17 protein-coding genes are annotated in these 18462 nt (G+C 51.6%); 6 read left to right on the forward strand and 11 right to left on the reverse strand.

All coding sequences use genetic code 11. The features are described 5' to 3' along the window. Positions 1-45: 45 nt before the first annotated feature. Together LCH85_17770 and nifS are read right to left on the reverse strand one after the other, a co-directional pair. Positions 46-1479 (reverse strand): trigger factor, encoded by a 1434-nt coding sequence (locus tag LCH85_17770; GenBank protein MCA0353846.1) that lies wholly within the window; start codon positions 1477-1479, stop codon positions 46-48. A 129-nt stretch (positions 1480-1608) separates the two neighbouring features. Next, a complete protein-coding gene (nifS, locus tag LCH85_17775; GenBank protein ID MCA0353847.1) occupies positions 1609-2805 on the reverse strand; it encodes a cysteine desulfurase NifS in 1197 nt (398 codons plus the stop codon). 212 nt (positions 2806-3017) lie between these two features. On the opposite strand from nifS, the gene LCH85_17780 reads away from it, so the two are divergent. From LCH85_17780 to pnp, 4 genes are all read left to right on the forward strand, one after another. Continuing rightward, a complete protein-coding gene (locus LCH85_17780) occupies positions 3018-4052 on the forward strand; it encodes an NAD(P)-dependent glycerol-3-phosphate dehydrogenase (GenBank protein ID MCA0353848.1) in 1035 nt (344 codons plus the stop codon). 15 nt (positions 4053-4067) lie between these two features. Continuing rightward, positions 4068-4514, forward strand: coding sequence for a GNAT family N-acetyltransferase (locus LCH85_17785; protein ID MCA0353849.1), 447 nt, complete (start codon positions 4068-4070; stop codon positions 4512-4514). A 211-nt stretch (positions 4515-4725) separates the two neighbouring features. Continuing rightward, complete coding sequence (gene rpsO / locus LCH85_17790) at positions 4726-4998, forward strand: 30S ribosomal protein S15 (GenBank protein MCA0353850.1); 273 nt, start codon at positions 4726-4728, stop codon at positions 4996-4998. A 243-nt stretch (positions 4999-5241) separates the two neighbouring features. Beyond that, positions 5242-7575: a polyribonucleotide nucleotidyltransferase gene (gene pnp, locus LCH85_17795; protein MCA0353851.1), complete on the forward strand. Its 2334-nt coding sequence runs from the start codon at positions 5242-5244 to the stop codon at positions 7573-7575. 191 nt (positions 7576-7766) lie between these two features. Here the strand turns inward: pnp and LCH85_17800 are convergent, their stop codons facing one another. The 9 genes from LCH85_17800 to LCH85_17840 all read right to left on the reverse strand — a co-directional run bounded on the left by LCH85_17800 (position 7767) and on the right by LCH85_17840 (position 15210). Continuing rightward, a complete protein-coding gene (locus LCH85_17800; protein MCA0353852.1) occupies positions 7767-8576 on the reverse strand; it encodes an AAA family ATPase in 810 nt (269 codons plus the stop codon). A gap of 3 nt (positions 8577-8579) precedes the next feature. Continuing rightward, a complete protein-coding gene (xseA, locus tag LCH85_17805; protein ID MCA0353853.1) occupies positions 8580-9758 on the reverse strand; it encodes an exodeoxyribonuclease VII large subunit in 1179 nt (392 codons plus the stop codon). Positions 9759-9853: 95 nt separating this feature from the next. Continuing rightward, entirely contained in the window at positions 9854-10321 is a 468-nt protein-coding gene (gene accB, locus LCH85_17810) for an acetyl-CoA carboxylase biotin carboxyl carrier protein (protein MCA0353854.1), read from the reverse strand. A gap of 100 nt (positions 10322-10421) precedes the next feature. Further along, the gene (gene efp / locus LCH85_17815; GenBank protein ID MCA0353855.1) at positions 10422-10979 is read right to left on the reverse strand and encodes an elongation factor P; all 558 of its coding nucleotides are present in this window, start codon (positions 10977-10979) and stop codon (positions 10422-10424) included. 33 nt (positions 10980-11012) lie between these two features. Then, positions 11013-12098, reverse strand: a complete 1086-nt coding sequence (locus LCH85_17820; protein MCA0353856.1) for a Xaa-Pro peptidase family protein — start codon at positions 12096-12098, stop codon at positions 11013-11015. Positions 12099-12227: 129 nt separating this feature from the next. Further along, entirely contained in the window at positions 12228-12935 is a 708-nt protein-coding gene (locus tag LCH85_17825) for a class I SAM-dependent methyltransferase (GenBank protein ID MCA0353857.1), read from the reverse strand. Positions 12936-13107: 172 nt separating this feature from the next. Further along, the gene (locus LCH85_17830; protein ID MCA0353858.1) at positions 13108-13947 is read right to left on the reverse strand and encodes an SDR family oxidoreductase; all 840 of its coding nucleotides are present in this window, start codon (positions 13945-13947) and stop codon (positions 13108-13110) included. After that, positions 13931-14623: a haloacid dehalogenase-like hydrolase gene (locus tag LCH85_17835; GenBank protein ID MCA0353859.1), complete on the reverse strand. Its 693-nt coding sequence runs from the start codon at positions 14621-14623 to the stop codon at positions 13931-13933. The genes LCH85_17830 and LCH85_17835 overlap by 17 nt, the downstream gene beginning before the upstream one ends. Beyond that, complete coding sequence (locus LCH85_17840; protein ID MCA0353860.1) at positions 14620-15210, reverse strand: hypothetical protein; 591 nt, start codon at positions 15208-15210, stop codon at positions 14620-14622. Before LCH85_17840 ends, LCH85_17835 begins: the two co-directional genes overlap by 4 nt. Positions 15211-15399: 189 nt before the next feature. Here LCH85_17840 and gatA point away from each other — a divergent pair, with 189 nt between their 5' ends. Together gatA and LCH85_17850 are read left to right on the forward strand one after the other, a co-directional pair. Continuing rightward, complete coding sequence (gene gatA, locus LCH85_17845; protein MCA0353861.1) at positions 15400-16854, forward strand: Asp-tRNA(Asn)/Glu-tRNA(Gln) amidotransferase subunit GatA; 1455 nt, start codon at positions 15400-15402, stop codon at positions 16852-16854. A 186-nt stretch (positions 16855-17040) separates the two neighbouring features. After that, positions 17041-18360, forward strand: coding sequence for a hypothetical protein (locus tag LCH85_17850; GenBank protein MCA0353862.1), 1320 nt, complete (start codon positions 17041-17043; stop codon positions 18358-18360). The last annotated feature ends 102 nt before the right edge of the window (positions 18361-18462 follow it).

The following is an 18462-nucleotide window of genomic DNA, read 5'->3' on the forward strand; positions in this document are numbered from 1 at the left end:
CCTCGCCCAATTGCTGGGACAAGGGGGCTTGATTGAGGTTTTGAATTAGGCAGCGGCGTTGCCAGTTGCCAATTCGACCAAGCGATCTTGCAATTTCTTGTCGAGCAACGAGCCAGCAACTTGAGGCCGCAATTCTTTTTCGAGGCGGCGGCGAGCTGGGCCACGTTGAGCATCAGGGAAATCATTCAAGATGCGTTCGATTTCAGCATTGATTTCGCTTTCGTCAACGCTCAAGCCTTCGGCTTCAACGATTTTGCGCACAACCAACGATGATTTCAAGCTTTCTTCGCCACGGGGCAACAATTCTTGGACTGCTTCGTCGTGGGTTTTGCCAACGATTTGCAGGTATTGCTCCATGTTGATGCCATAGCGAGCCAACGATTCAACTTGCTCGTGGAGCAATTCGTGGGCGCGTTCAGCAATCAAGGCATCGGGCACATCGAAGCTAGTTGCGGCGACAACTTCTTCGAGGTATTGGTTCAAGACATTACGGCGATGATGATCGCCTGAATTCTTGACCAAACGCTCCATCAGGTCAGCCTTGTAAGTATCCAAATCGCCTTCAAATTCTTCCAAACCTGGGAGTTCTTCCCATGCTGGCAATTGGCGATTTTGAATTTCGCTGACGGTTACTTTGAACACAACATCTTTATCGGCAACCCGAGCATCAGGATGATCGGCTGGCAGGTGAGCGCTGATTTCGCGGGTTTCACCAGCTTTGATGCCTTTCAAGCCTGCATACAGTTCAGGCACGATGCGGCGTTCTTCCATGATTAAGGTCGTTGGTTCGCCTTCATCATCATCGTCATCATCGTCATCATCGTCATCATCGTCATCATCGTCATCATCGTCATCGTCGTCTTCATCATCATCGTCATCATCGTCATCATCATCATCGTCATCATCGTCATCTTCTTCTTCGTCATCTTCTTCTTCGTCAAGTTTGTGCAAAGGCACACCATCGACCAAGGTTTGGACGGTTGCGGTGAGTTGATCGCCTTCAGCGGCTTCTGGTTCGCCTTCGGGAGCACTCAAAACGACGTGTTTTTCACGAGCTTGATCTAACGCGACTTCCAAGGTTGCATCGGTAACTGGTTCTTCGGTGAGATCAACCGTGATCGCCTTGTAATCGGGCAAGATCACTTCTGGCTCAACCGGAACCAAGATGCGGAAGCGGAATGGCTCTGGCTCTAATTTTTCTAAGGAAGCTTGAGCAACTGGCTTGATATTTTCTTGTTCGAGCGCAGCACGGAAGGCCACATTGATAATTTCGTCGGTCGCTTCTTCTAAAATTGCGGCCTTGCCATAGTAATTTTCAACGATAAAGCGAGGAGCTTTACCTTTGCGGAAGCCTGGAATGGCAACCTTGCTGGCAATCCGTTGCGCGGCCTTGTTCAATTCTTTTTCTATCGTCGCTGCGTCTGGCTCGATCTCAAGCGCAACAATGCGCTTTGGTAATTGTTCAGTTGTGACTTTCACACGATCTCCAAAGTATATGTTATTTAAGCGATCTTTAACTATCGCCAACGAAGGCAGTCTAGCGTGACATTATACCAGAACATCGCTCAGGCTGGGCTAGCGAATCTGGGTGAAATTAACAAAGCAAGCTTAGTAAACAGTTTGCTCCGCCAAGAAATGGCGATACATCGGCGAAACTGCCCGTAAACGCTCGACGATTGGCGGCAACAAGGCTAATACGCGCTCGATTTGCTCGGCAGTGTTCTCGCGGCCAAGGGTCATGCGCAGGCTGCCATGGGCGCGTTCGGCACTCAAGCCCAAGGCCATCAGCACATGCGATGGGTCAAGCGAACCGCTGGTGCAGGCCGAACCACTTGAGGCATAAATGCCCTGTTGATCAAGCAACAGCAACATGCTTTCGCCCTCAATAAAATCAAACGACATGTTGACATTATTGGGCAAACGCTGGCTGCGATGGCCGTTTAAGTAGACATGCGGAATCGCTGCTTCAATTCCGCTAATCAGCCGATCACGCAGGCTGGTTAGTTGGTTGCTACTCTGTGGCAATTCATCGACGGCAAGTTGCAAAGCTTTGGCTAGCCCAACGATCCCAGGCACATTTTCGGTGCCAGCACGTAAACGCCGTTCCTGCGAGCCACCATTAATCAACGGTAGCAAGGGCACGCCACGCCGCATATACAACGCGCCTACGCCTTTTGGCCCATAAAATTTATGCGCAGTTAAGCTTAATAAATCAACATTCAATTCTTTAACATTAATTGGTTGCGCCCCGATCAACTGCACTGCATCGGTATGAAACAGCACATTGTGCTCGCGACAAACCGCGCCCAATTCGGCAATCGGCTGAATCGTGCCAATCTCGTTGTTGGCGGCCATAATGCTGACCAACACCGTGGTTGGGCGCAGTGCCGCTCGTAAATCGGCCACGGCAACCAAGCCCGTGCTATCGACCGGCAAAATCGTGATTTCAAAGCCAAAGTGTTCGAGATATTCCACCGCATGCAGCACCGCATGATGCTCGATGGCGCTAGTGATGATGTGATTGCCTTTGCCTGCATCACGCTGAGCAAACGCCACGCCCTTGATCGCCAAATTATCGGCTTCGGAGCCACCGCTAGTAAACACAATTTCTTTGCGTTTTGCTCCCAGCAAACTCGCAACGGTTTCGCGGGCTTCATCTACGCCTTCGAGCGCTGCGCGGCCAAGTCGATAGATGCTTGATGGATTGCCATAGGCCGTGTTGAAGTAGGGCAGCATGGCCTCAACCACCCTTGGATCGGTCGCAGTCGTCGCTGCATGATCTAAATAAATTGTTTCCGGAGCCATACCAGACCACCTTTGATGCTAATTGCAAGTTTGTCGCTGGTTTGATTTTACCGCTTTTTAACCCCAACCTGCTGTAAACATTTCGCTACATTCGGCCAAAATCGCAGCTTGGGTCACAACTTGCAATTGCTGGTTCATGATTGTTCAACCTGGGACGCTTAGGAATAATGGTATGCTAAGAGCACCTGAATCGCAACATTGGAGGCATCATTATGAACCAACGGCTTGATGTAGCTGTGATTGGCACTGGCAATTGGGGCACAACTTTAGCCTTGGTTTTGGCTCGCGGCGGGCGGAATGTCACGCTATTTGGCCGCAACCAAGCTGAAGTTGCTCAATTGCAAGCTGCTGGCGAAAACAGCCGCTTTTTGCCTGGGCAGCGCTTTCCTGCAAATTTGGGCTTGGCCTATGATCTGGCGCTGGCCGCTCAAGCCCAAGTTATTCTCCTCGCTGTGCCTTCGAAAACAATTCGCAGCAATGCGCTTCAACTTGCCCCACAGCTCGCCGCCGATAGCATTATTTTGAGTTGCGCCAAAGGTATCGAGTCGGGCAGCCTTGAAACGATGAGCGAAGTGCTGGCTGAGGCACTTGCGCCGCACCCACGCGGCTTGATTGGGGCGCTTTCGGGGCCAAATATTGCCAACGAAATTGCCAAAGGCTTGCCTGCAACCAGTGTTGTAGCGTTAAGTGATGATCAAGCTGGTCAGCGGGCGCAGAGCTTGCTCACCACCAATCTGCTGCGGATCTATCGTTCGAGCGATGTGGTTGGGGTTGAACTGGGCGGGGCACTCAAAAATATTGTGGCGCTCGGCGCGGGCATTTGCGATGGCATGGGCTTGGGCGATAATGCTAAAGCAGCGTTTATCACCCGTGGTTTGGCCGAAATGACCCGCTTGGGCATGGCACGCGGCGCACATCCGCTGACCTTTGCAGGCTTGGCGGGCTTAGGCGATTTAATTGCCACGTGTGCCTCGCCGCACAGCCGCAACCGCCGCTTGGGTGAAGCCTTAGCACGCGGCCAATCGCTCGAAACGGCCTTGGCGCAGCTTGGGCAGGTGGCCGAAGGCGTGAATACCACCGCCACAGCACGACAACTTGCTCAACAGTATGGCGTTGAATTGCCAATTGCTGATGAGTTGTATCGAGTATTATTTGAGGGCAAATCGCCACAGCAAGCAGGCCTCGATTTAATGCAGCGCGACCCCAAAAACGAATTGGCAGGCTTGCAAGGGCTATTTTCAATTTAGCAAGGGAGTTCGGGTATGCAGGAGCTACGCACATTCAACCACAACCATCTGGCCGAATTGGCTCCTTTGATCGCCGCTAGCACCGCCGAAGGCTATAGCATGGTGCAACGTTTTTACGATGAATGGCAGAGTGGCGTACAAACCTTTGCCCAAGTTGGCGAGGGCTTTTGGGGCATTTGGCAAGGCCAGCGTTTGCGGGCAATTGGCGGCATCAGTCGCGACCCCTACCAACCAAACATTCAGATTGGGCGCATTCGCCATGTCTATGTGCTGCCAGCTTGGCGACGACATGGCTTGGCGCAACAAATTGTGCTGCATAGCCTGAAGCATGCTGCTGGCCACTTTGCACAAATTAGTTTATATACGAGCAATCCGGCGGCGGCGCAGTTGTATCTGCGTTGTGGGTTTGCGCCAGCGACCGGATTGGTGCGCACGACTCATTGCTACAACTACCCAAGCTAGCAGCGAAATTGCTTTTAGGCCATTAGCATGAGCAATTTTGCCTATCATTCTCATCCACTTCTCATCCAAAATGTTAAATCGGCTTGACATATCAATTTGCACAGAATCGATTTTGCTGGTATACTCGCAGCCAATGTGCCGCGAATGGCGTTGCACAGGGAAGGGTGGGAAAACCGGCATTCCCATGCCCAATTACTCAAGGAGGCACACTGTGTCGCTGGAAAAAGATAAGTCAACCGTTATCAATAACTATAAACTGCACGAATCAGATACTGGCTCGGCAGACGTACAAATTGCCCTTTTGACCGACCGCATCAACCAATTGATTGAGCACTTGAAATTGCACAAGCAAGACCACCACTCACGCCGTGGTTTGCTGAAGTTGGTTGGTCGTCGCCGTCGCTTGTTGGCCTACCTGAGCAAAAAAGATAATGCTCGGTTCCGCGCTGTCAGCGAACGCTTGGGTCTGCGGATCAAAGCCTAAATTGGGTAGAGTGCTTGCAAAGCATGCTAAAATACACGTCTGGGAGTACAATTGCTCCCAGACGTTTTTGTGTTGAGCCAAACATAGCCTCGCTGGCTCAATGATTGCAATAAAAGAGGCGCACTGATGTTTTGTGGACGTTAGGAATTGGCGCGTGAACAGTGACAGGGAGTTGCTGTGCAGGCTCCAGTGCCTAACGCTCCACATCGTGAAGCACCCAAGTGGGGTGTTTGGAGGCACATTTTGAGTGAACAACAAGTTCATAGCGTAACTGTCGAGCTGGCGGGTCGCCCGTTAACGATTGAAGCAGGTCGGGTTGCGCAGTTGGCCAATGGAGCAGTTTTGGTGCGGTATGGCGATACAGTTTTGCTCGCCGCTGTCACCGCGTCAGCCGAACCACGCGATGGGATTGATTTCTTCCCACTGACGGTTGACTATGAAGAAAAGATGTATGCCGCAGGTAAAATCCCCGGTTCGTTCTTCAAACGTGAAGGCCGCCCAACCGAAACTGCTATTTTAACCTCGCGCTTGACCGACCGCCCATTGCGACCTTTGTTTCCCAAAGGTTACTACAATGACGTGCAGGTCTCGATTACGACGCTTTCAACCGATCAAGTTAATGATCCTGGTCCGTTGGCGATTATTGGCGCTTCGGCAGCCTTGGTGATTTCGGATATCCCGTTTGCTGCGCCAGTTGGTGCAGTGCAAATGGGTCATATCGATGGCGTTTTTGCAGTCAACCCAGTTATGGGCTTGATGGAAAATAGCCGCCTCGATTTGGTGGTTGCTGGTACCAGCGAAGCCGTGATGATGGTCGAAGCTAGCGCCTACGAATTGACCGAAGCTGAAATGCTCGAAGCCGTCAAACGCGGTCACGAAGCCATGCAAGCGGTTATTCAAGCTCAACTTGAGTTGGCCGAAAAATGTGGCAAGCCCAAAAAAGAATTTGTGGCTCCAGTCGTCGATACCAGCCTACAAGACGAAATCAAAGCGTGGATGGGCAATCGCTTCTTGCAAGCTTTGAACAATAGCGACAAAGCTGCTCGTGAAGCTGCTACCGATGGCTTGCGCACCGAAGTGTTGGAGCAATTCAGCGCTGGCGTGGCCGAAGAAGAATTGGCAGCACGGGTCAAGGCAGTAACCAAAAACTACGATGCCTTGGTTAAAGATGAAGTTCGTTCTTCGATTCTTGAGCAAGGGATTCGCGTCGATGGCCGTAAGGTCAACGAAATTCGCCCAATTGCGGTCGATGTTGGGGTTTTGCCGCGCGTTCACGGCTCAGGCTTGTTTACCCGTGGTCAAACCCAAGTGCTCACCGTAGCAACGCTTGGCTCGCCTGGCGATGAGCAACGGCTCGACGATTTGGGTATCGAAACCACTCGTCACTACATGCACCACTACAACTTCCCAGCCTTCTCGACTGGCGAAGCTCGACCTTCACGTGGCCCACGTCGCCGCGATATTGGCCACGGTAAGTTGGCCGAACGCGCTTTGGTCGCAGTCTTGCCTGAAAAAGATAAGTTCCCTTATACCATGCGTTTGGTCTCAGAAGTTTTGGCCTCGAACGGTTCATCGTCAATGGCTTCGGTGTGTGGTTCATCGCTGGCCTTGATGGATGCTGGTGTGCCAATCAAAGCTCCGGTTGCTGGCGTAGCGATGGGATTGATCACAGGCAAAGCCGCTGGCCAATTCAGCGTTTTGACCGACATCCAAGGCTTGGAAGATGCTTTGGGTGATATGGACTTCAAGGTTGCTGGCACGACCGCTGGCATCACCGCGCTGCAAATGGATATCAAAACCACGGGCATTACCTATGAAATTATGCAGCAAGCGTTTGAGCAAGCTCGCCAAGGGCGCGTGTTCATTCTCGATAAGATGAATGAAATTATCAACACTGCGCGTAACGATATTTCCCAATTTGCCCCACGAATTATCACCCTGCAAATCGACCCATCGAAAATTGGGGCATTGATTGGGCCTGGTGGTAAGACGATTCGATCAATTATCGAGCAAACTGGCGCTCAAATTGATGTTGAGGATGATGGCCGCGTATTCGTGACCACGCCCGATGCCGATGGCGCACGCATGGCGCAATCGTTGATCGAAGGCTTGACCCGCGAAGCCAAAGTTGGCGAAATCTTTACTGGTAAAGTTGTGCGGATTATGCCGTATGGCGCATTCGTCAACGTGTTGCCAGGCAAAGATGGCATGGTTCACGTTTCCGAGCTTGATGAAAAGCGCGTCGAAAACGTTGAAGATGTGGTCAAAATTGGCGACGAATTGACCGTGATGGTGATCGATGTTGAACCAGGCACTGGCAAATTGAGCCTTTCACGTCGCGCAATTCTGACTGGCGAAACCGCTGAGCAACGCAAGAGCAGCAGTAGCAAAGGCGGCCCTCGCGGTGGCGGTGGTGGTGGCGATCGTGGCCCACGCCCAGGTGGCGATCGTGGCCCACGCCCTGAAGGTGATCGCGGCCCGCGCCCCGAAGGTGACCGCCCTCGTGAAGGCGGCGACCGTGGCCCACGCCCAAGCAGCGGTGGCAATGACCGCCGTGGTGGTGGCTTCCGCGGCTAATAGGTTTTGATCCACGAAGGACACGAAATAACACGAAGGGCTATTGGCTAAAGGCTATGGGCTATCGGAGATTGGCTGGAAATACCAACGATTGTTCCGATAGCCTTCAGCCTAGCGTCTCATCCTTCGCGCAACTTCGTGTCCTTCGTGGTTTAAACCCGACCCCAACAACCAATCCCCGACCCCAAAATTTACAAGTGACGCAAGAAACGCTCAGGATGATTGAGAAAATCGCGCAATAAGCTGACATGTTCAATCGCGTTATATTCAATCGGTTGCAAACCTGTAGGGCTAATCTGGAGCAAGCGAGCTTTGGGGTAGGCCATAATAATTGGCGAGTGGGTCACAATCACAAATTGGCTTTGTTGTTGTTCAACTGCATCGCGAATTAATGCCAACAAACTCAATTGGCGAATTGGTGCTAGCGGGGCTTCTGGTTCGTCGAGTAAATATAAGCCATTTGGGACAAAACGCGATTGAAACAAACGCAAAAAACTTTCGCCATGCGACATATGATCGAGGCCATTGCCATAATGATGGCGCAACTCCCCAATCGTGCGCGAATGGGTTTGACGAGCTTGGGCACGCGCCAAGGGCGAAAGTGTGGTATCCGCCTCGATCTCGCGTAAGCCAGCTTCGGCTTCAAGCCGCAATTGATTTACCCGCTGAGCATAGCCAAAAAAATCTTCAGCCCGCAAGAAAAAGCCGCGCCCAGTGCGTTTATGCCAGCTAAGTTTGAGATATTTGGCTAAACGTTGAGCCGAAGTCAGGCTTTGATCACGCTCTAAATCGTGGGTTCCGACGGCGATTGAACGCGTAGCAACCGCCAAACCTTCTAAAAACGTTGATTTGCCCGATCCATTGTCACCCACAATAATCGTCACAGGCACGTCAAAATCGAAGGTTTGGCCAACCAAGGCTTGGATTGCTGGCACATTTAGGGGAAATTGCTCAGCATCGTGGGCAGCTGGTGGTTGAATTTTCAAACTAGCGAGTAGCATCGCTCAATCTCGTAGCTCAGTAATTGTGGCTTGAACCTGGCCTTGATGCAATTGAATACTCACATTATCGCCAATTGCTACTTGGCTGGTGTTGGTCAGGGCACGATCGTTATGCAATACAACGGCATAGCCGCGCGCCAAGGTTCGTTCGGGATTGAGTGCAACTAAACTGCGCTCAGCAACTTGAACTTTTAAGCGAGCCATTTCGAGCATACGCTGGATCGCTCGCTGCAACTGTTGTTGTTGGGTATTGACCTGCTCACGCGCTTGATGCAGCCGCATTTGCGGATTGTGACGTAAAAGTTGTTGTTGCTGTTGGCCTAATTCGCTGCGCAGCAATTGCAAACGCCCTTGAAACAAGCCATGCAACAGCCCAACTTGGCTGATCAATTCATCGCGCAACGTCGCTAAATCGGGTGTAACTAACTCAGCGGCAGCCGAAGGCGTTGGCGCACGCAAATCGGCAACAAAATCGACAATTGTTGTATCGGTTTCGTGACCAACTCCGGTGACAACTGGCACTGGCGAGGCAAAAACCGCTCGCGCCACAATCTCCTCGTTGAACGCCCAAAGATCTTCAATTGAGCCACCACCACGGGCCACAATAATCACATCTGGCTCGAAATCGAATAGCTCATACAAGGCTTCAACGATCGAAGGCGCGGCATCTTCGCCCTGCACGAGAGCTGGCGCGATAATCACTTCGGCCAAAGGGAAACGGCGGCGCAGCACATTCAACATATCCTGCAAGGCCGCTCCAGTTGGCGAAGTGACAATGCCAATGCGTTGAGGAAATAGCGGCAATGGCCGTTTGCGCTCGGTTAAACCCTCGGCTTCTAATTGGGCTTTGAGCCGTTCATATTGGGCTTGCAACAGGCCTTCGCCAGCAGGAGTAATAAAATCAAGATAAATTTGCAAGCGTCCATTATACAGTTCAACTTTGCCATGACCTAAAATTGCCATGCCATCTTGGGGTAGGTGGCTCAAACGCAAGGCTGTGGAACGCCAAATCACCGCATCAATACGGGCATCGGCCTCTTTAAGGGTCAAATACCAATGGCCTGATGAATGGCGTTTGCAGTTAGAAACCTCGCCATAAACCCAAACATCACTCACCACGGGGTCGCTAGTGAGCACTGCATTGATATAGCCACATAACTCACTGACTGAAAGTTGTTCCATAGCTTGGCCTGCTTGCAGATGGTAGTAGCACAATTGTACGAGAATTTAACTAAAAAAACAATGTTGGATAGCCAGTACCCAACATTGTATGGAACTTAATCGAGCGGCACGATTGAAATGAGCACTTGACCATATTCAACCGGCTGGTTATTTTCAACGTGGATCGCTGCCACGCGGCCATGAATTTCGCTCTCGATTTCGTTCATCATCTTCATGGCTTCAACGATGCCAACGACATCGCCTGGGTGCACTTCATCGCCAACTTTGACATACGGTGGATCTTTGGGCGATGGTGAGGCATAGAAGGTTCCCACCATTGGCGAATTGATTGGTTGACCAATAGGCGCGGCGGGCGTTTCGGCAATACTGGCTGCAACTGGTGTCGCCGCTACGCCACTGGTCACGACTACAGGTGCTGCCACAGCATAGGGCGTGCGCTTGACATGAATTTTGGCATCGCCACGCTCAAGGCTTAGCTCAGTAATATCAGTTTGGGTGATTAACCGCAGCAACTCACGCACATCCTCGGTGAGTAAATTCTGTTCGGGCGTTTGCTCACTCATGGGCTAGCATCCTCAACTACACAAGGAGAAATGGCGACGGCGCAGGGATTCGTGCCCAGCGCCGTGATGATCAGCTTTAAAATAATGGGCCAAACCCCACTTAGATCCGCGTGATGTACTTGCCGTTGGTGGTATCAACCCGAATCCGTTCGCCAACCGCGACGAATGAAGGCACTTGCACCACTAAGCCAGTATCGGTGGTTGCAGGCTTGCCGCCACCTGAAGCGGTATCGCCCTTGTAGTTTGGCTCGGTTTCAACCACAACCATCTCAACTGAAGGTGGCAACGAAATATCCAGCACTTCATCTTCGTAGGTCAAAACGTCGAAGGTTTCGTTTTCGCGAATATACAACAACGCATCTTCGAGCAAATCCACGCTGACGGGGAATTGATCGTAGGTTTCGGTGTTCATCACATAGATATAGTTATCTTCGCGATAGAGATATTGCACGTTACGGGTTGACAAGCGGGCAACTTCGAAGCGTTCGCCAGCCATAAACGTTTTAACCGTTGTAGCACTGGTGCGGACATTGCGTAAGGTCAGGCGCAAGAATGCCGTGCCACGACCTTGCTTGACGTGGTTGGCTTCCATCACGCGGAACAATTCACCATCAATAATGAGGGTTAGACCTTTGCGTACTTCACCTGTTGAGACCATGATACACGAACTCCCTTTGGGTTGTAATAAATTTTAGGCTTGCTCGATCACAATGATCGGGTCAAGTGGCGATTGTGTAAGCGTTTCAATGCCATTGGCATTGAGTAAAACCAAGTTTTCGAGCCGCACGCCGCCCCAATCGGGCAAATAAATGCCTGGCTCAATGCTAAAAATTGAGCCAACTGGCAGCAAATCGTTGTGAACGCGGCTGAGCCGTGGCTCTTCGTGAATTTGCAGGCCAACCCCGTGGCCTGTGCCATGGCTGAAATATTCGCCATAGCCTGAGGCTTCGATCACATCGCGAGCCAAGGCATCGGCTTCTTTGCCAGTGGTATTGGCGGTGATGCCGTTGGTTGCATCCGCAAGCGCGTGGCGCACAATGCCATAAATTTCATCAAATTTGGCATCGGGCTGTCCGAGTACCAAGGTGCGGGTCATATCGCCATGATAGCCAGCATAGAGCGCCCCAAAATCGACCACAATCGGCTGGCCTTGGCCCAGCGGGGCGTTACCAGCGTGATAATGGGGCAAAGCACTATTTAAGCCAGCACCCACGATAATCTCAAAAGCTAAACCATCGCCGCCATGCTCAACAATTGCCTTGTGCAATTCCCAAGCAACTTCACGTTCGAGCATGCTTGGGCGCAACATTGGCTTAACTGCGGCTAAAGCTTGGTCGGTGATGTTAATTGCTTGACGCAAGGCCGCAACTTCTTCGTCGCTTTTAATCGCGCGGAGTTGCTCGGTCAATGCCCCAATTGCAACCAAGGTTACATCAGCAGGCAAGGCTTGGCGCAAGGCATTGTAATCGGCAACGCTGAGTGTTGCTGGCTCAAAGCCCAAGCGTTTGATCGGCGCAATATGGCGGCCAACGCAGCTATACAAGCTTTCATCAAGCGTGCGGGTGATCGTTTCAAATTGGCTGGCCTCTTGGGCTGCTTGCACGGTATAGCGGCCATCGCTGATTAATAATGCCCGTTGAGCATCAATGATCAACAAGCCCGCCGAGCCAGTAAACCCGCTCAGATAGCGCCGATTTTGGCTATTAGCGACCAACAATCCATCGATTTGGGCTGCTTCAAAAAGCATCCGCAACGCTGCGAGCCGTTCTTGAGACACCGCGCACCAGCCTTTCAGCACACTACAAGCCCGCTTGGGGTTGCCAACGGGCTTTGTGTAGTATATATGCCATCAAAGATGCTTGTCAAACGTTTTTATTGTAAAGCTGTTGCTTGTTTGATCCTCTGGCTATTTCGCCCCGCCAAACGCGGCGAAGCAGCTATTTTTATGCAAAATATCGATCTTTTGGAAGCCGACGCTGCGCAAAACGTCAATTTGCCAGAGTAATGGGCGCGGCGAATCTTCGATCTCGATATATTCAAATACTTGGTTGCGGTAAGCCTCATCGCGGAAATCGCTGAGATATTGACCATAGCGTTGCCACATCAAGCTATGAACAGCCTCACTAGAATGTTCCACCAGATCGAAAATCCACAGTGAGCCGCCTGGACGCAAGGCTGCATAGCATTGAGCAAAGACCGCCTGCCATTCAGCATCGTCGCGTAGGTGATGAAATACCGCCGCTGCCACAATAATATCAACCTGCTCACTGCCCAACTCAAGCTGGCGGACATCGCCTTGCAACGTAGTGACCTTGCCTGTTGTGGCGGCCTCGACCCGTTGTTGCGCTCGCTCAAGCATTGGCAAGCTCAAATCGATCAGCGTCACATCAAGGTTGGGCAATTCTTGCAAAACTCGCAGGCTGTAATTGCCAGCACCGCAGCCAATATCCAAGATATGGCGAGCATTAGGCGTGGTGGCCGCCGCCGCTTGGGCAACCAAAGTCATTGCTAACGGGGCATCGACCGTCGCCGATTGACCTGTTTCCAAATTGGAAAACCGCTCAACATCAGCATCGAAGCGGGCACGAATGGTTTCAACAGTTGATTTGGCCATGGGGAACATCCTCAAACCACAAATAAGCGTCAATCGCGCTATTTTAGCAGGTTTGAGCAATTTTGTACTGATCAATATAAGACAGATTTAGCGCTCTTTTGGCTGGTTGAGTTTTTAGTATTTCCAATTCCCGACCCAACCTCGCTGCGTGGTTTCGTTGCTCAATCAATCCTTAATCGATGGTGGTCAGTTTGATTGGCAATGCTGGGGCGGGCTTGCCGCGTACACGCCGAATTGCTTCTTTGAGTGCACCCAGCAACAAGCGTGGTGGCGAAAGTAGGCTGATGCTCAAGCCATTGCGGCCATTGGTGGCCTTCGATGCAAGCCAAACCGCTTTTTGCGCCGGTACACTGGGCGGATTGCCCCACATGCGCAAAATGGTGCTGAGGGCTTCAAGTTTGGCTTCGTAGCCTGCCATCACTTGCACATCGGTCAGCATATCGGTGGTCATCAAGCCGGGGTTGAAGCCCAAAATTTCAATGCCTTGGTTACGATGTTCTTTGGCGAGGGCCAAGGTAAAGTTGCGCACCCAGCTTTTGCTAGCGCCATACGCGGTTTGAAACGGCACAGGCCCAGTATCGCCACGCCCAAACAGATTGATCAATTTGCCATGGCCTTGTTGTTGAAAATATTTGAGCGCCACGATTGAGCCATGATAGGTGCCAAAAATATTAGTGTCGATCACGCGCCGATAATCGCGGGGATGTATAGCCACAGTCGCGCCATAAGGCCCAGCCACGCCAGCATTGTTGATCCAAACATCGAGTTTGCCAAACCGGGCGATAGTTTGATCGCGTAATGCCTCAATTGCCGCCAAATCGCCAACATCGCAAGTTGTCGCCAGCACATGGCTCGATTGGCGTTTGAGTTGAGCAAAGGCTTGTTCAAGGCTGGCTTGATCGCGGCCAGCGATCACAACTTTGGCACCTTGGCGTAGCATTGCTTCGGCCATTGCCAAGCCCAAGCCACGACTGCCACCAGTAATGACAATTACTTTATCGAGCAATTTCATCGGCTACTCCTAAAAATGCCTGAAGCTGGGCCAATTCGCCCAGATCTGCCAACAGCAAATCGGGCTGGTGCTCAGCGAGTTGTTCGAGGCTGAACTTACCACTTGCCACGGCGACCGAGCATGCTCCAGCAATTTTAGCGCAAGCAATATCAAACGGCGTATCGCCAATTACCACCACATCATCAAACGTGCCATGCCAACCAGCAGCTTGCGCCCGTTGCAATGCGACGGGCACTAAATCGTTGCGAATATGGCTATCCGAGCCGAATGCGCCCCATTCCCAACGAAAATAGCGGCTTAGCTCAACAGCATCAAGTTTGATTTTGGCGGTACGCTGCATATTGCCTGTTAGCAACGAATGAATTGTATGCGGTTGTAAGTGGCTCAAAGCTGCCTGAACCCCATGTAAAATTGTGGTTTCACGTCGCAGATATTCAAAACGAGCTTGTAATTCGCCTTCATACACGGCGTAAAATTGTTCAAGCCGTTCGAGAATTGCCGCCTCTTCCCATGAATGGAGTGTCTCGCGAACGATCAGGCCATCAGTTTTGCCAGCGGTTGGGCTAAGCGGCAGATCAACCTCGTATACATGCTGAAACGCAGCCTTGAAAGCTTCAAGACTGCGCCCATGTGACCGAATCAGGGTTCCATCAATATCCCAAAGTAGCAATTTCATTGTTCGGTTGGTTCCCCATTTACAAGGTCGGCCAGCGGCTGCACCAATTCACCAAGGCTACGGAATTGCGGGCCTAACTCAGTATCTTTGAGTGGAATATTGACTGGCACGGTTAAACTGACAGGCACTGAGGCTTGCAGCGGAATCGTCAGGCTCAAATAGACCGGCAATTCCAAGCCTTCGGGCAAATTCAAGGCCACGCTGGCTTTGAGATAGCCCACCCCTGGAAGGGTGATATCGGCAGGCACTTGCAACGGCACAGCCTGGGTCACCCGCACATTGGTATTTTGGCTAACAGGCACTTGTAAGGTGATCGGCAACTGCTCATTGAGCGGTACACTGGCTTTAATCGTGGCATTGCTCAGCCCATCAATCGTATCAGTTAATTTGGCGATCGTTGGTTTAAGCGGCGCGAGGCCTGTTTTATAGCCAAATAACGCAATTGCTAAAACACCTAAGCCAATGATTAATACAACATTGAGGATAAAGGAGGTCATGATCATAAACTTGTACGAGCGATCGATATCAACTCGTTCAACAGCAGTTGTTTTGGTCGAATCGGTGGATTTGCGGTTGCGATTGGCCACGTCAACCTCCTTGCAGTGCCTCGAAGGGGAAAATTCATCAGCAGTATACCACAGCCAATCGTTGCTTGTCATGGCCCCAACTGCGAAAATAGCCCATTCAAAAGGCCAAATAATGCCATTTGATCGTGAAACGATGCGCTATGCTACAATGCGCGTTGGTAAACAAGCAAGCCCATGCGTGAGGATGTGATTATGGCCCTCCATGAATTGACAATTGCCGAGGCCCGCGCCCAATTAGATCGCGGTGAGATTACCTCGGTGCAACTGACCGAGGCTCTGCTGGAACGCATCGCCGCGTTAGAGCCAACCCTCCATTCGTTTTTAACTCAAACGCCCGATTTGGCCTTGCAACAAGCGCAAGCTGCCGACGAGCGCATCAAGGCTGGTAACGCCACGAGCTTAACTGGTATTCCATTAGGCATTAAAGATGTGATTGTCACCAAAGATGTGCGCACTACCTGCGGCTCAAAAGTGCTGGAAAATTGGGTTCCGCCCTACGATGCCACCGTCGTGAGCAAACTCAACGAGGCTGGCACGGTAACCCTCGGCAAGCTTAATATGGATGAGTTTGCCATGGGTTCGTCCAATGAAAATAGTGCGTTTGGCGGTACCCGCAACCCATGGGATACCGAACGCGTGCCTGGTGGCTCGTCGGGTGGTTCGGCGGCGGCGGTTGCTGCTGGCCAAGCTTTTGGCACATTGGGCACTGATACTGGTGGCTCAATTCGCCAACCTGCCGCGTTGTGTGGCATCGTTGGCTTGAAGCCAACCTACGGGCGGGTTTCACGCTATGGTTTGGTGGCCTTTGCCTCATCACTCGATCAATGTGGGCCATTCGCCCGCACGGTTGAAGATGTCGCCTTGTTGCTCGAAACAATTGCTGGTCATGATCCCAAAGATTCAACCAGCGCCAATTTGCCTGTGCCCGACTATCGCGCCAGCCTCACTGGCGATATTCGCGGACTCAAAGTTGGCGTGCCTAGCGAATATTTCGTCGATGGTATGGAGCCTGGGGTTGAAAAAGCGGTACGCACGGCGATCGAGCAGATTAAAGATTTAGGTGCTGAAATCGTTGAGGTTTCGCTGCCACACACCAAATATGCCTTACCAGTCTATTACATCATTGCGCCAGCCGAATGTAGCACCAACTTGGCTCGCTTCGATGGTGTGCGCTATGGCGTGCGCTTGGAAGGCAATGGACTGTTCGATGAAATTGAATCGACCCGCGGCCAATTGTTTGGCGCGGAAGTGCGCCGCCGGATTATGCTTGGTACCTATGCACTCTCATCGGGCTATTACGATGCCTACTATCGCCGTGCCCAACAAGTGCGTACCTTGATTCGCCGCGATTTCCAAGAAGTTTGGAGCAAAGTTGATGTATTGGCAGCACCAACCTCGCCCAGCGTGGCCTTCAAAATTGGCGAAAAAGCCGATGATCCAGTGGCGATGTATCTCTCGGATGTGTGTACATTGCCGATTAACTTGGCGGGTGTGCCTGGCTTGGTCGTGCCCTGTGGCTTCAGTGACAATTTGCCAACTGGCCTGCAATTAATTGGTAAGCCATTCGATGAAGCGACCTTGCTGCGCGTCGGCCATGCCTACGAGCAAAATAACAGCTGGCACAAACAACACCCTAGTTTGTAGCCAAACGTTTCGTAACCACGAAGAACGCGAAGACCACTAAGTAATGATCCTTGGTGCTCTTCGTGTCCTTCGTGGTTAAATTTCATCCCTCATCCCTCGTCCCTCATACTTTCCTTGGGCTATTGCAATCTCTGAGCGCCACCGCTACCATTGAACTACGAAAGCATCTAGTAGGGAGCCAACGGCATGACCAGTTATAGCATCACTGGGCGGGTGGTTCGGACGATTGATCTTGCGCCGCTTGCCAACATTAGCGTGCGGTTTATCTCACAAGCAGGCTATCTGAGCAATGTGGCCAATCGCAGCCTCTTGCCAGCAGGCCAAGTCGATTGGACGCGCTCGCTGACAGGGTTTAGCGGCACGCGCTGGGAATGTTGGGAGCAGCAGATCAACGGCAAAGTGGCAATTGCTTGGGGCGATTTTCGCGATGGTGCGCTCATCTACAATCCCCATTTGAGCGATGATGGACGGGTGTTTCATAGCGATAAAACCTATTTGATGCCCGAAGTTTCGCCAGCCCAAGAAGTGAGCTGGACACGCCAAATCACTGGATTTGCTGGCTCACGTTGGGATTGCTGGGTGCAATATATTGATAAGCGTGTGCCAATTAGCTGGGAATCGTTTCGGGATAATGCTTTGATTCATAATCCCCAATTGGCTGCTGATGGGCGTTTATTCCAAACCGCCAAAACCTATCTGATTCCCGATGTTGCGCCTGTAGCCCGTGCGGCCTGCGAAGTCAAAACCGATGCCCAAGGCAATTATCGCTTTGACAATATTGGAGCAGGCGCAGTTGGCTTGCTCGAAGTCAATGTCGCTGGTTATACCCCCGTTCGTGTGCCAGTGATTGTCAATAATACAATTAATCAGCCGATCAATGTGCGCGGTGGTGGCAGCGGCGTACGTTCGGCTCACCCCAGCTATAATGCTTTACATCCCAAAGTGCGAGCGATTATTGATCAAGCCTTGTTTATGCTGGGCGATGAAAAAACCGTCTACGATGCGCTGCCCACGAATTTGCAACAAATGTGTTATGGAGCGCAATTCGCCAGCAATCCCAATCATCAATACTATAAAGATATTGTTTGCGCCGATTTGGTGAGCATTTGTTTGGCAGCAGCAGGCTTTAATGTGGATTGGAACAGCGGAGCCAACCCGCATATGGCCCAGCATTATGCGCCTGGCCCAGCTACCCTGCAAGAAATTACCGATGGCAACGATTGGCAACCAGGCGATGTGCTAGTGTTTGGCAATAACGGCGCGGCGCGGGCGGGCCATGTAACGTTGTATGTTGGCCCCTTCCAAGGCACTGATCGTTCAGGCACGAATTATGCGCTGAGTGCCAATTTCGATGTGGTTGAAGCCAGTATGAACTTTGATCTCGCCAATGGTCAGCGTTGGGGCTTGGGCAACATCGCCACCACCCGCCAACAATGTTTGCAAGGCAAGCGCGGCTATCAATGGGTCAAGCGGGTGCGGTTGAAAGAAGTCGCAGCGTTAATCTAAATTGCTGCGCTCAAATGAAGTGACGATCTGCAACTGATTGCTGATTCGCAGGTGGGCTAAACTGCGCTACAATGGGGCATATCGTCATTTCTCAATGTGGAG

The sequence above is a fragment of the Chloroflexota bacterium genome (assembly GCA_020161265.1).
Lineage (GTDB): Bacteria > Chloroflexota > Chloroflexia > Chloroflexales > Herpetosiphonaceae > Herpetosiphon.